Annotated in this window: 11 protein-coding genes; 6 read left to right on the top strand and 5 right to left on the bottom strand. The window is 65.7% G+C overall.

Translation table 11 applies throughout. From position 1 onward, the window contains the following. Positions 1-20 precede the first annotated feature (20 nt). From I4484_RS05045 to I4484_RS20850, 5 genes are all read left to right on the top strand, one after another. Positions 21-1142 (top strand): extracellular solute-binding protein, encoded by a 1122-nt coding sequence (locus I4484_RS05045; protein WP_197449908.1) that lies wholly within the window; start codon positions 21-23, stop codon positions 1140-1142. 84 nt (positions 1143-1226) lie between these two features. Further along, positions 1227-2480 carry an ABC transporter permease gene (locus tag I4484_RS05050; RefSeq protein WP_234283579.1) on the top strand — a complete coding sequence of 418 codons (1254 nt, stop codon included), beginning with the start codon at positions 1227-1229 and terminating at the stop codon, positions 2478-2480. Positions 2481-2484: 4 nt separating this feature from the next. After that, the gene (locus I4484_RS05055; RefSeq protein ID WP_197449909.1) at positions 2485-3336 is read left to right on the top strand and encodes an ABC transporter permease; all 852 of its coding nucleotides are present in this window, start codon (positions 2485-2487) and stop codon (positions 3334-3336) included. A 276-nt stretch (positions 3337-3612) separates the two neighbouring features. Then, positions 3613-4041: a hypothetical protein gene (locus I4484_RS05060; RefSeq protein WP_197449910.1), complete on the top strand. Its 429-nt coding sequence runs from the start codon at positions 3613-3615 to the stop codon at positions 4039-4041. 98 nt (positions 4042-4139) lie between these two features. Beyond that, complete coding sequence (locus I4484_RS20850; RefSeq protein ID WP_234283578.1) at positions 4140-4757, top strand: hypothetical protein; 618 nt, start codon at positions 4140-4142, stop codon at positions 4755-4757. Between the two features lie 213 nt (positions 4758-4970). Here the strand turns inward: I4484_RS20850 and I4484_RS05070 are convergent, their stop codons facing one another. The 4 genes from I4484_RS05070 to I4484_RS05085 form a co-directional block, all read right to left on the bottom strand. Then, positions 4971-6359 (bottom strand): sigma-54 dependent transcriptional regulator, encoded by a 1389-nt coding sequence (locus I4484_RS05070; protein WP_254799125.1) that lies wholly within the window; start codon positions 6357-6359, stop codon positions 4971-4973. After that, positions 6307-7812, bottom strand: a complete 1506-nt coding sequence (locus I4484_RS05075) for an ATP-binding protein (protein ID WP_197449912.1) — start codon at positions 7810-7812, stop codon at positions 6307-6309. Before I4484_RS05075 ends, I4484_RS05070 begins: the two co-directional genes overlap by 53 nt. 68 nt (positions 7813-7880) lie before the next feature. Further along, on the bottom strand, positions 7881-9023 hold the full coding sequence (locus tag I4484_RS05080; RefSeq protein WP_197449913.1) for a PQQ-dependent sugar dehydrogenase: 1143 nt from the start codon (positions 9021-9023) through the stop codon (positions 7881-7883). A gap of 94 nt (positions 9024-9117) precedes the next feature. Continuing rightward, complete coding sequence (locus tag I4484_RS05085; RefSeq protein WP_197449914.1) at positions 9118-9993, bottom strand: AEC family transporter; 876 nt, start codon at positions 9991-9993, stop codon at positions 9118-9120. 176 nt (positions 9994-10169) lie between these two features. On the opposite strand from I4484_RS05085, the gene I4484_RS05090 reads away from it, so the two are divergent. After that, positions 10170-11975 carry an ABC transporter ATP-binding protein gene (locus I4484_RS05090; protein WP_197449915.1) on the top strand — a complete coding sequence of 602 codons (1806 nt, stop codon included), beginning with the start codon at positions 10170-10172 and terminating at the stop codon, positions 11973-11975. A gap of 51 nt (positions 11976-12026) precedes the next feature. Here the strand turns inward: I4484_RS05090 and I4484_RS05095 are convergent, their stop codons facing one another. Next, positions 12027-13610, bottom strand: a complete 1584-nt coding sequence (locus I4484_RS05095) for a sodium/solute symporter (RefSeq protein WP_197449916.1) — start codon at positions 13608-13610, stop codon at positions 12027-12029. Positions 13611-13716: the final 106 nt, after the last annotated feature.

A 13716-nucleotide genomic window follows, 5' to 3' on the forward strand; every position in this document is an offset into this window, starting at 1 on the left:
ACAACAAGCGGAGATCGACGATGAAATTCCACGACAAGCAAGCAGGGAAAATGACGCTCAAGCTGATGACGTGCGCCGTGGCGGGCGCCTCGGCCATGGGCTTGGCAAGCCTGGCGCAGGCGCAGCAGACGCTCAACATCGTCTCCTGGGGTGGCGCCTACACCATGAGCCAGCAGAAGGCCTACCACGAGCCGTGGATGGAGCAGACCGGCGACGAGATCATCAACATCGACCGCAGCGGTAATGCCTTGGCCGGCCTGCGGGCCCAGTCCCAGGCGGGCAACGTGACCTGGGACCTGGTCGACATGCTGCCGGCCGACGCGATGATCGCCTGTGCCGAGGGGCTGATCGAGCCGCTGGATCACGACGAGCTGCTGGCCGACGCGCCGGACGGTACGCCGCCGAGCGAGGACTTCGTTGACGGTGCCCTGGGCGAGTGCTTCGTCGCCTCGATCGTCTACTCCAACATCGTCGCCTTCAACACCGAGATGTTCCCCGAGGACAACCAGCCCAGCACCATCGCCGATGTCTTCGACCTGGAGCAGTTCCCCGGCAAGCGCACCCTGCTGCGCAAGCCGATCAACAACCTCGAGTGGGCGCTGGTGGCCGATGGCGTGGCACCGGAGGACGTCTACGATGTGCTCGAGACGGAGGAGGGCATCCAGCGCGCCTTCGCCAAGCTCGACACCATCAAGGACCACGTGATCTGGTGGGAGGAGGGCGCCCAGCCGCCGCAGCTGCTCGCCGACAAGGAGGTGGCCTTCGGTTCCGCCTACAACGGCCGGATCTTCGATGCCATGGTCTCCGAGGACCAGCCCTTCGAGATCATCTGGGATGCCCAGGTGTTCGAGCTGGACGGCTGGGTGGTGCCCGTCGGCAAGCTCGACAAGGTCAAGGATTACCTCTACTTCGCCACCGACACCCAGCGGCTCGCCGACCAGGCCCAGTACATCTCCTACGGCCCGGCGCGCTACTCCTCCTCGGACATGGTCTCGGTGCATGCCGAAACCGGTATCGACATGATGCCGCACATGCCGACGTTCCCGCCCAACTTCGCCACGGCGATCCAGAAGGACGACGAGTTCTGGGCCGACTACAACGACGAGCTGACCCAGCGCTTCGACGCCTGGCTGGCCCAGTAAGCCGAGACTCCCACCCGGCCGCCTGGCCGGGTGGGGTACCGCCGATTCTCATGTCGTGATGTCGTTTTTCCTGGAGTGGCCAGAGTGTCCGAATCTCCCGCTTCCCCCTTGACTACCGCCGATGGCGTGCCGCTCAAGGTCAGCCTGCGCCGCGCCGTGCGACGTTCGAAAATCAAGGCCTTCCTGCTGGTATCGCCTTTGCTGCTGTTCCTCGGCATCGCTTTCGTCATGCCGATCATCGAAATGCTGTGGCGCAGCGTCGACAATCCCGAAGTCACCACCCACCTGTCGCGTACCGTCGCCGCCCTGGAGGGCTGGGACGCGGAGTCCCTCCCCGGCGAGCCGGTCTTTGCCGCCCTGGTGGAGGACCTGCGCGAAGGGCAGGCCGCACGCAACCTGGGGCTGCTGTCGAGCCGCCTGAACTACGAGAAATCGGGCATGCGCTCGGCGATCAACCGCACGGCGCGTCAATTGCGCACCATTGAGCCGCCCTACCGTGAAGCGCTGATCGAGCTCAACGACACCTGGGGCGAACTCGATACCTGGAAGCTGATCCAGCGCGAATCGACGCCCTACACGCTCACCTACTACCTGGCGGCGGTGGACCGCCAGCTGACGCCGACGGGCGAGATCGTCCAGGTGCCCGACCACCTCAAGGTGCACGTCTCGCTGTTCTGGCGCACCTTCTGGATGAGCGCGGCGATCACCGGCCTGACGCTGCTGTTGGGCTACCCGATCGCGTTCCTGCTGGCCAGCCTGCCGCTGCGCCATTCGAACCTGCTGATGATTCTGGTGCTGCTGCCATTCTGGACCTCGCTGCTGGTACGCACCACGACCTGGATCGCCATCCTGCAGTCCCAGGGGGTGCTCAACGACGTTCTGGTCGCGCTCGGCGTGATCGCCGACGAGGCGCGCTGGCAGATGATTCACAACAAGACCGGCACCATCGTGGCCATGACCCACATCCTGCTGCCGTTCATGATCCTGCCGCTCTATTCGGTGATGAAGACCATACCACCGAGCTACATGCGCGCGGCCCGCTCGCTGGGCGGCAAGCCGTTCCTGAGCTTTCGGCGGGTCTATTTCCCGTTGACCATCCCGGGTATCGCCGCCGGCGGCATCCTGGTGTTCATCCTCTCGATCGGCTACTACATCACGCCGGCGCTGGTGGGCGGACAGTCGGGGCGCTTCATTACCAACTACATCGCCTACCACATGCAGACCTCGCTCAACTGGGGGCTGGCCGCGGCTATTGCCTCGATCCTGTTGTTCGTGGTGATCGTCTTCTACATGGTCTTCAATCGCCTGATCGGCGTCGACAAGGTCAAGCTGGGGTAATCCGATGGCCATTCCTTCCTACGCGACGCGCGGCGAGCGCATCTGGCATTACGTCTTCCTGGGCCTCTGTGCGCTGATCTTCCTGTTCCTGGTGGGGCCGCTGCTGATCATCATCCCGCTGTCGTTCAACGCACAGCCCTACTTCTCCTTCTCGGAGGCGATGCTCAAGCTCGACCCGGCAGGTTATTCGCTGCGCTGGTATGAGGATTTCTTCACCTCCAGCGCCTGGCTCGGCGCGATCAAGAACAGCTTCATCATCGGTATCGCCTCGACGATTCTGGCGACGATCCTGGGAACGATCGCGGCGCTGGGCCTCTCCAACCGGCACATGCCGGCACGCGGAGCGATCATGGCACTGCTGATCTCGCCGATGATCGTGCCGCTGATCATCTCCGCGGCGGCGATGTTCTTCTTCTTCTCGAAGATCAACCTGGCCCAGACCTACCTCGGCGTGATCCTGGCGCATACCGCGCTCGGCATACCGTTCGTCGTCATCACCGTGACGGCCACGCTGTCGAGCTTCGACACCACCCTGATACGGGCGGCACACAGTTTGGGGGCCAATCCCACGCGCACCTTCTTCAAGGTGGTGCTGCCGCTGGTGACGCCGGGTGTCGTGTCGGGGGCCCTGTTCGCCTTCATCACCTCCTTCGACGAGGTGGTGGTGGTACTGTTCGTCTCGGGGCCGGGGCAGCGCACCATGCCGATCCAGATGTGGTCCGGTATCCGCGAGCACATCAGCCCGACGATTCTGGCCGTGGCGACGCTGCTGGTGCTGCTCTCCATGCTGCTGCTGACGACGCTGGAACTGTTGCGGCGACGCAGCGAGCGACTGCGGGGCATCGCGCCGGAGTAGCGAATCGGCGCAGCAACCGATCCCGTCCGCAGGGGCACCGAGAGGTGCCCTTTTTTGTTCTCGGCACGACCGAGCGAAACCCCGGGAGGCGCCTGTGGCAGACCTGCCCATGTGCCAGTTTGTACCACCGGGAAGCGGCCGATGGTGAACCGGGGCGAGGTGCCCGTGGCGTCGTTAACTTGCTGTCATAAAAGAATAAAACAATGTATCTGGGGAAGCTGGCATGGCCCCTGCTGCAGAAGAAACGAGGACGAAGTCAAACAGGGAGAGATCCACATGAGCCATGACAAGCGTGCAAGCAGATCTGCCAGGCGCATGACCGCCTTGGCCTCGGCTGTGGCAGTAGCGCTGGGGACGTTGTCTCTTGCAGGCTGCGGCAACGACGAGGATGAGCTTCCCCCCGTTGAGGAGGAGCGTCCCGCCATGGAGGAGCAAGGTTCGCCCATGGAGGATGCGACGTCTGATCCGGGCATCGACCAGACCGGTACGGCTTCTGGCGATGGTGCCGCGGAGCCCGTGACCGGTGTCGAGGAGAGCCCGGAGGGTTCGAATCCGGGGGCTTCCGACGACGTGGCTCCCGAACAGGATCCGCTCCCCGAGGCCGAGCAGGAAACGGCGCCCGATGAGCAGCCCGAGGGTCAGCAGGCCACCATGGATGAGGGGCAGGAAGAGGAGCCCGAGGAAGAGCAGGGCGGCAGCAACTGATCTGGCGCCAGTCGAACACGAGCCCTCACCGAGCCGGTGAGGGCAGGGCAGGAAGCCCATTTCATTCGTCGTGAAGGCGATCTCCAGGAGGTGGAAGCATGATGTCCAAGGAATTTCTGAAGAAGCTAGGCATTCTCGGTGTGACCATGGGGCTGACGGCCAGCCCGCTGGCCATGGCGCAGCAGACACAGCAGGACGAATTCCAGACGCAGCAAGGCGCCGAGCAGCCCCCTTATCCGGCCACCGACGAGGCACCGGGACAGGATCCGGCCATGCCGGGTAGCGAGGCAGAACCAGGCATGCAGCAGGATCCGGGCATGCAGCAGGATCCGGGCATGCAGCAGGATCCGGGCATGCAGCAGGATCCGGGCATGCAGCAGGATCCGGGCATGCAGCAGGATCCGGGCATGCAGCAAGACCCGGGCATGCAGCCGGAGCCAGGCATGGAGCAGGATCCGGGCATGCAGCAGGACCCGGGCATGCAGCAGGAGCCGGGCATGCAGCAGGAGCCGGGCATGGAGCAGAATCCGGGCATGCAGCAGGATCCGGCCATGCCGGGTAGCGAAGCCGACCCGGCTGCGCCCGGCGTACAGGATGACCCCGGCTTCGGCGAAGGCGCCGAGGCGGTGCCGGGCGAAGAGCCCGAGTACGAGTACGAGAACGAGGAGGAAGAGTGGGACTATCCGGAGGATGACGAGGAGCACGAGAACCACTGATCCTCAAGGTTACGGCCCCGGCCGAGTGGCTGGGGCCGGAGGAGCAAGACCGACGCAAGGAGGCGTCACCCAAGCATGACGCGGCGCAATCCGCTGGCGGCCCGCCACCCTCCCCCCTTGCACCGTCAGCCGGATTGCATGGCGTGCTTCGCCCCCGAGCTCCCACGGGGGCTTTTTTGTGTCTTGACGGCAATGCATCGAAACGCTGCGGTGCTACTCTTCCTCCAGGCGGCGGTAGAGGGTGCGCCGGGCGATGCCGAGGATATCGGCGGTGCGTCGCTTGTTGCCCCCCGTCGCCTCGAGCACTTTCTGAATGTAGCGCTTCTCGACCTCTTCCAGGCTGGGCCAGCTCTGCTTGCCGCTGGATATCAGCGCTTTTCCCGTCTCGATCTGGCGGGCGGCTCCGCGCTGCTCCTGGCCATGCAGGCGGATGCGCTCCGGCAGGTCGGTATGGCTGAGCAGGCCGTTTTCCGCCAGGGTCACGGCGCGCATGACGGCATTCTCGAGCTCGCGAACGTTGCCAGGATAGGGGTAGTCCAGCAGGGTCTGCAGGGCCAGCGGCTCGATGCGCTCGATGCTCTTGCCCTGGGCGCCGGCGTGCTTGTCGATCATGGCCGAGATCAGTCGCTCGATATCGCCCTGGCGTTCGCGCAGGGGGGGGATTCGCAGCGAGAAGGTCTCCAGGCGGTAGAACAGGTCGCTGCGGAAGTTGCCGCTTTCGATCTCCTGCTCCAGGTCGCGGTGGGTGGCGGCGATGATGCGCACGTCGACCGCCTCCTCTTTTTCGGCGCCCACCGCCTTGATCATCTTCTCCTGCAGCGCCCGCAGCAGCTTGGCCTGCAGGCCGGGCGACATTTCACCGATCTCGTCGAGGAAGAGACTGCCGCCGTTGGCCGCCTGGAACAGGCCCTGGCGCGACTCGTTGGCACCGGTGAAGGCCCCCTTCACATGGCCGAAGAACTCGCTCTCCATCAATTCCGAGGGAATGCTGGCACAGTTGATGGCCACGAAAGGCGCTTCGGCCCGCTGACTCTCGGCATGGATGGCGCGGGCCAGCAGCTCCTTGCCGGTGCCGCTCTCCCCGAGGATCAGGATGGGCGCATCGCTATTGGCCAGGCGGGCCGCATCGTGGAAGAGCGATTGCATGGTCTCGCTTTCGCCCACGATGCCGTGGAAATGGCCGCTCGGCTCGTCCTGGGCCAGGCGCTCGGCCAGGCGCTGGTTCTCCAGGACCCGAAAGATCGCCTCCCCCACGCTCTCCAGGTCCAGCGGCTTGGTGAGGAAGTCATCGGCACCGATCTTGAGTGCCTCGACGGCCTGGTCGATGGTGCCGAAGGCGGTAATGACGATGAATCCCACGCGGCTGCCCTCATGGCGCAACTGCTCGAGCAGCTGCATGCCGCTCATGCCGGGAAGGCGCACGTCGCTGATGACCAGGGCCACTTCGCTGTGGCTCAGGGTGACGACGGCTTCCTCGGCGCTGCCGACGCCCAGCGTCCGGTAACCGGCCTCCTGGAGTTCCTCCTCCAGGAGCTCGAGAATGGCAGCATCATCCTCGACGATCAGTATCGGAAGGTCGGTATGGCTGTGGCTCCCAGTCACGTGCTGTTCCTCCTTCATCGGTATCGTTCAGTGGCAGTCCGATCTCGAAGCCGGCTCCCCCCAGTTCGCTGTCGAACACCCCGACGGTACCGCCGTGGTCGTTGATGATTCGGTGCACCATGGAAAGCCCGAGGCCGCTACCCTGGCCTACGGGCTTAGTGGTGAAAAATGGATCGAAGACCTTCGATTTGTCCTTGTCGGCGATGCCGGCGCCATCGTCTTCCACCCACAGCGTCAGCCAGCCCTCCTTCTCCCGCGAGACGATGCGAACCCGGCTGACTTCCTTGGCCTGGGCGGCGTTGCGCAACAGGTTGGTCAAGACCTGGATCAGTTGCTGGCCGTTGGCCAGCAGCGGAGAAGAAGACGGGACAAGGTCGAGCTCGAGCCGAATGTCATTTCGCTCGAAGTCCTCCTCGACCAGCTCGCGCGCCGTCGCCAGGAGTTCGGTCAGGTCCAGCGGCTCCTTCTCGACGTTGTGACGGCGGCCGAGCTCCATCAGCTGGCGTACGATCTCGACGATGCGCTCCACCTCGCAGCGAATGCGCCCGAGCTTGGCCCGATCCGCCTCGTCGAGCGTGTCGCGTCGGGCCAGGCGCTGGGCCTGGCCATTGATCACCGTGAGCGGCGCGCCGATCTCGTGCGCCACCCCGGCCGCCAGCACGCCCAGCTCGGCGAGCTTCTTCGACTTGCGCAGGCGTTTCTCGAGCTCGATCTCCTTGCGGCGACGCGCCTCGATGTCGGCATCCTTTTCGGCCATGGCGTCCAGCATGCCGTTGAGCGCCACGGCGAGCCGCTCGTACTCCTGCGGGCCCTCGGCTTCGGCACGCTGGCCGCGGTCCCCGGCCTCGACGCGCTGCATCACCGCAAGCAGGCGCTCCAGCGGCCGCTCGATATGGCGGCGAAACCCCCACCAGATGCCCAGCACGATACCGGCCGCACCGATGACGAAGGCCAGCAGCGCCAGCTGGCTGAGGAACCCGGTGTAGTTCTCGATGCCGGTATTGAGCCGGTTGACCTGAAGCACGCCCTGCACCTCGCCGGTGGCGGACACCAGCGGCTTCAGCGCCGAGTAGTAGTGCCAGCCTTCGTGTTCGCGGTAGGCGGCCCGCATCTCACCCTCCTCGGCCACCTCGCGTATGGTCTCGGGGCTGAACAGCGCCTGGCCCAGCCCCAGGCCGTAGATCTCCCGGCCACTGGCGTCGAACACGTAGGCACCATAGATGCGGTGAAACGAAAAGGCGGAGTAGAGCGACTCCTCGAGCGGTTCGGTGGCGTTGCGCGTCAGCGCCTGGCTCAGGGTGGTGCCGATCACGTTGGTGATGACCTGAACCTCCCGTTCCAGGCGGTTGCGCACGTTGTCCTCGAGCGACTTGATGGCCACCAGGCTGAAGATCAGCAGGGCGAGAAAGAGCGGTGCGATGACGGTCAGGAGTATGAGATTGCGTAGGCGCATGGCGGCTCGCGAACGGTGGTCGGCGAATGCGGCAGTGCCGGTGCTCAAGCCCGGCGCCGCGCTTGAGTTCAATCCACCGGCCTCAGCCGGTAGAGACTGCCCTGTGGATCGTCGTCGATCAGGTAGATGGCGCCATCGTGCCCCTGGTGGACATCGCGGATGCGCCCGATCTGCCCGTCGAGTATCAACTCCGTGTGGCTGACCCGTTCGTTCTCCAGCACCAGGCGGTAGAGTTGCTCGCTGTGCAGCCCGCCGGCCAGCAGGTTGCCTCGCCATGCCTCGAACATCTCCGAGGTGACCTCGGCCAGGCCGGAGGGGGCGAAGCGATCGGCGAAGACGTGCACGGGATCGCGCATGCCGGGCAGGGAGTCCTCGCCGACGGGGCGTCGGGAGACGTAAGTCTTGCCCAGGCTCACCTCGGGCCAGCCGTAGTTCTCGCCGCCCTGCAGCAGGTTCAGTTCGTCGCCGCCCAGCGGGCCATGCTCGGTGGCCCAGGCCTCGCCCGACTGGGTGACCACGAGGCCCTGGGGGTTGCGATTGCCGAAAGTGAAGATCTCGTCGAGGGTCTCGTCGTCATCGACGAAGGGGTTGTCGTCGGGAACCCCACCGGTTTCGGTCAGGCGCAGCACGCTGCCGGCATGGTCGCTTCGATCCTGAGCCCGCGATGGGCTGCCGCGCTCGCCGACGGACATCAGCAGGGTGCCGTCGGACAGCCAGGCGAGCCGGGAGCCGTAGTGGCGGCCGGGGTCGGCAGGGCGGCCCTGTTCGAACAGCAGTTCGACGTCGCTCAGCGCGGTATCGTCGAGCCGGGCACGGCTCAGGGCGGTGACGGTGCCGTCGTCGCTGGGCTTGCTCCAGGTGAAGTAGAGCCAGTCGTGCTCGCCGTCGCCGTAGCGGGGGTGCAGCGCCAGGTCGAGCAGCCCGCCCTGGGTGCGGGCGCTGACCTCGGGCAGGCCATCCGGATGAGCAATGCTGCCGTCCTCCTCGACCCGTGCCAGGCGCCCCGGGCGCTCGCTGATCAAAAAGCGGCCATCGGGCAGCATTATCACCGCCCAGGGATGCTCGAACCCGGTGGCGATACGCTCGAGGCGCAGCTCGAGCTGCTCGGTCGCGATGCTGTCGGCGACGACCTCGACGGCCTGGGCCGAACCGCAGCCGGCGACGAGGCCGGCCAGCAGTGGAACCGCCAGCCGTCTGCTTGCTTCATGCATGATTCTCTCCCTTGCATTTCGCTACCGCCCCGATAGATAGAGACCCTGGGGCGGCCTGGGTGTTCCCATCACCCGCGTGGTGCCGTTGGCTGGCCTACATCAGGATCGCCAGCAGGATCGGCAGGTAGAGCAGGGCCAGCAGCGTCGAGCAGAACACCAGGCTGGCCACGTATTCCGGTTCACGCTTGGCACGCTGGGCGAACAGGTAGTTGAACACGGCCACCGGCATGCTCATCTGCAGCACCAGGATGCTGAGTGCCAGCGGCGACAGGCCCAGCAGCGTGCCGATGCCCCAGGCCAGCAGCGCCGCGACCGGGATGCGCAGCAGGCTGAAGCCGATCCCAGAGCGGAGGTTCTTGACCTTGATGCTGGCCAGCGACACGCCCAGCGTGATCAGCATCAGCGGCACGGTGAAGCCCGAGATCAGCCCCACGCTGTTGGCCAGCCAGCGCGGCAGCTCGGTGTCGCTCAGCAACAGGGCCAACGCTATCAGGATAGCGTAAACTGTGGGTGTCCTGACCAGGGTTCTCAGCGGGTTGCCGGTGCTGGCGATCACGGCCCCGATGGTGAACTGGAACAGCGAGACCGTGACCATCACCGTGATGCCGAAGGCAAAGCCGGCGCTGCCGAAAGCGTAGAGCACCACCGGCAGCCCCATGTTGCCCGTGTTGGGGTACATCATCGGTGCCAGCAGCACCCGCCAGTCGCGGCGCAGCAGGCGTGCCATGGCGAATGTGGCCAGGCCCATGCAGACCATTACCAGGGCGGTGGCGAGCATGGTGCGCCCGAAACTGCCGGCGTCGATCTCGGCGCCGGTGAGCGAGGCGATCACCAGCGCCGGGGTGCCGATGTTGAACACCAGGCGCGTGACGAAATCCACGGGGTAGGGCTGGCCCAGGCGAATCCAGGTGAAGCCCAGGCCGGCACCGGCCAGCACGGGAGCCATCACGGCAAAAAGGTCGGCGAGCATCGGGCATCCAGGGTAGTGAGCAAGCGAAACATTGTCGTGAAGAGTGGCGGGTCGTTGCAAGCGCCGCAGGGAGAGCGTGCTGCCCAGGCAAGGCTGGGGCACGCGAGCCGGTTTCACCTTGGTGTCGGTGGCCTTCTCCCGGTAAGCTGCGACTCTTGTTCGCAAGGAATTCTCAAATGCCAGCCAATGCTTCCGCCAACAGCTTCCAGGCCTTGGTGCGCCTGCTGCGCTATGCGCGCGGCTACCGGCGCCGCATCGTCGCCGCCACCATCTGTTCGGTCATCAACAAGATCTTCGACATCGCCCCCGAGATCCTCATCGGCGTAGCCATCGACGTGGTGGTCAACCAGGAGCGCAGCTTCGTCGCGCGGGTCGGCTTCGAGACGGCCCAGCAGCAGATCGTGGTGCTCGCCGTGCTCACCTTCTTCATCTGGGCCGGCGAATCGATCTTCGAGTACCTCTACAAGATCCTGTGGCGCAATCTGGCCCAGCGGCTTCAGGCCGACATGCGCCTGGACACCTACGAGCACGCCCAGCGCCTCGACATGGCCTACTTCGAGTCGAAGAGTTCGGGGCAACTGGTGGCGACCATGAACGACGACGTCAACCAGCTCGAGCGTTTCCTCGACGGCGGCGCCAATTCGCTGATCCAGGTCGGCGTCACCGTGGTGGCGGTAGGGGCGGTGTTCTTCGTCATCTCGCCGCTGATCGCGCTGCTCGCCTTCACGCCGATCCCGCTGATCATCTGGGGCGCCTTCTTCTTCCAGCGCAAGGCCGGCCCGCTCTACGCGGAGGTGCGCGAGAAGGTCGGCGACCTGGCCAGCCGGCTCTCCAACAACCTCTCCGGCATTGCCACCATCAAGAGCTTCACCAGCGAGGCGCGCGAGGCCGAGCGACTGCGCCAGGTCAGCGAGGCCTATGTCGAGGCCAACCGCCGCGCCATCCAGGTCAGCTCCGCCTTCATCCCGGTGATCCGCATGGCGATCCTGGCCGGTTTCCTCGCCACCTTCACCGTGGGCGGCATGATGGCACTGCGCGGCGATCTCAACGTCGGCGCCTACGGCGTGCTGGTGTTCCTCACCCAGCGCCTGCTGTGGCCGCTGACGGGGCTCGCCGAGGTGATCGACCTGTTCGAGCGCGCCATGGCCAGCACCCGGCGCATCCTCGACCTGCTGGCGGTGCCGATCACGGTGAAGGACAACGAAGGCCAGCCGCTGGCCGAGCCGGTGCGCGGCGAGGTGAGCTTCGAGGCGGTGAGCTTCCGCTACGACGCCAGCGGCGTGGGCGTGGACGGCGTCAGCCTGCACGTGCCTGCCGGCAACACCCTGGCGCTGGTGGGCGCCACCGGCTCCGGCAAGTCGACCCTGATGAAGCTGCTGCTGCGTTTCTACGATCCCGCCGCCGGCCGGGTCTGCATCGACGGCCAGCCGATCGGCGAGGTGAGCCTGGCCTCGCTGCGCCAGGCCATCGGCCTGGTCAGCCAGGACGTCTACCTGTTCGAGGGCTCGATTCGCGACAACATCGCCTATGGGCGACCGGAGGCCGACGAGGCAGCGATAGTGGAAGCCGCGAGGACGGCGGAAGCGTGGTCGTTTATCCAGGCCCTGCCCCAGGGGCTCGATACCGCCGTGGGCGAGCGCGGCGTGCGCCTCTCCGGAGGACAGCGCCAGCGGCTCTCGCTGGCGCGCGCCCTGCTCAAGGACCCGCCGATCCTCGTGCTCGACGAGGCCACCAGCGCGGTGGACAACGAGACCGAGGCGGCCATCCAGCGCTCGCTGGCCAAGATCGGACATGGCCGCACGGTGATCATGATCGCTCACCGCCTCTCGACCATCGTGCATGCCGACGAGATCGTGGTGATCGACGGTGGGCGGGTCGTGGAGCAGGGCACCCATGCCGGGCTGCTGGCACGGGACGGGCGCTACGCCGCCCAGTGGCGGGTGCAGACCGGCGCGCTGGAGGCGAGCGAGGCGCTCGGCTGAACCCCCTCGACCAGGCCGACGGTGGCGGCTTCGCCCGCCACCGTCATGTCGCTAGATGAACAGGGATACCCAGATCACCGTCACCACCACCAGCAGGCCCGCCAGCACGCGATAGTTCTGCCACCACGGCTTGCCGGCGAGGTCTCGGGACTCCTCGCGCCAGGCCGCCCGCGACCAGACGCAATCCTTGAGCTCCTCCTCCTTTGGTGCTTCGGTGCTCAGCGTGACGCCGACGAAGATCGACACGCAGAGCAGCAGCATGAGGCCGGTGCCGTAGAGGAACTGCAGCCGGTAGAGTTCGAAGATCTCGCCGGCCAGGAAACCGACCATGCCGATCGGCGCGCCGATGACCAGGGTCCAGAACCCCGCTGCCGCGGTGGCCCGCCGCCAGAACAGTCCGCCGAGAAAGATCACCACGGCCGGCATCGTGACGTAGCCCAGGAACGACTGGAAGTACTCGACGATGCCCTCGAAGGTGAGGATCACCGGCGCCCATAGCCCCGCAAGCACCATGAACACGCCGACCATGGCGCGGCTGATCAGCAGCAATTGCTTCGCGCTGCGCTCCTTCTTGCGCGTCCTGATGAAATCGTTCACCACCAGCGAAGACGCCCCGTTGAGCACCGAGTCGAGCGTCGACATGAGCGCCGCGACCAGCGCCGCCAGCACCAGGCCGCGTAGGCCGATAGGCAGGAGATCGAAGGCCAGCGTGGGCCAGATCAGGTCCGCCTCGGCCAGGTCCGGGTAGATGGCGCGGCCCATGGTGCCGGGCAGGATCAGCAGGAACAGCAACGGCAACTGGAGAAAACCCGCCAGCAGCGCCCCCCAGCGGCCGTGGTCGACACTCTTGGCGGAGAGCACCTTCTGCATCACGATGTGGTTGGTCGTCCAGTAGTAGAAGCCCAACCACAGCACCCCGGTGAAAATCCCCGGCCAAGGCAGGAAGTCGTCGTCGGCCGGCTTGATCACGCTGAAACCGTCCTCCGGCGCTGCGTCCTGCACGGCGCTCCAGGAGCCCAGCTCGCGAAAGACCATGAAGAAGATGACGCCACCCGCGACGTAGAGCAGCACGCACTGGATGGTGTCGGTGACGATGACCGCCCGCAACCCACCGAGAATCACATAGCCGCCGCCGAGCAGCGCCATGGCGCCAATCAGCACGCCCAGCGGCACGTCGGGGAACAGCAATTGCAGGGTGATGCCGCCGGCAAACAGCGCGCCGGCGCTGTCGATCAGGATGGCGGTGAAGATCGAGAACAGCGAAAAGGCGTAGCGCGAGCGCTGGTCGTAGCGGCGGGCTAGGAACTCCGGCATGGTGCTGACACGCGAGCGCAGGTAGAACGGCAGGATGAAGAGCACGAAGAACACCAGTACCAGGGTGGCCATCCACTCGTAGTTCCACACCGCGATGCCATCGTGATAGCCCGCGCCTGCCAGGCCGATGTAGGAGGTGCCAGAGAGGTTGGCGGAAACCAGGCTGAGCCCGACCAGGGGCCAGAGGGTGCCGCGGCCGGCAAGAAAGTAGCTCTCCGAATCCTGCTGCTTGCGTCCCGCCCAGAAACCGATGCCGAGGATCATGGCCACGTACAGGCCGACGATCAGCAGATCGATAGTCGCCAGTTCGAACTCGGGCACGGTTCCCTCCTCAGCCCTTGGGTCATCCATGAAGTGGCTGCGTAGGCTGCCTCAAGCCAAGGTAAATGCCTTCGCAGCCTGCCCCTCAAACCGTAGTCCAGCGGTC

The organism is Halomonas sp. SS10-MC5 (assembly GCF_015992245.1).
Classification (GTDB): Bacteria; Pseudomonadota; Gammaproteobacteria; order Pseudomonadales; family Halomonadaceae; genus Halomonas; species Halomonas sulfidoxydans.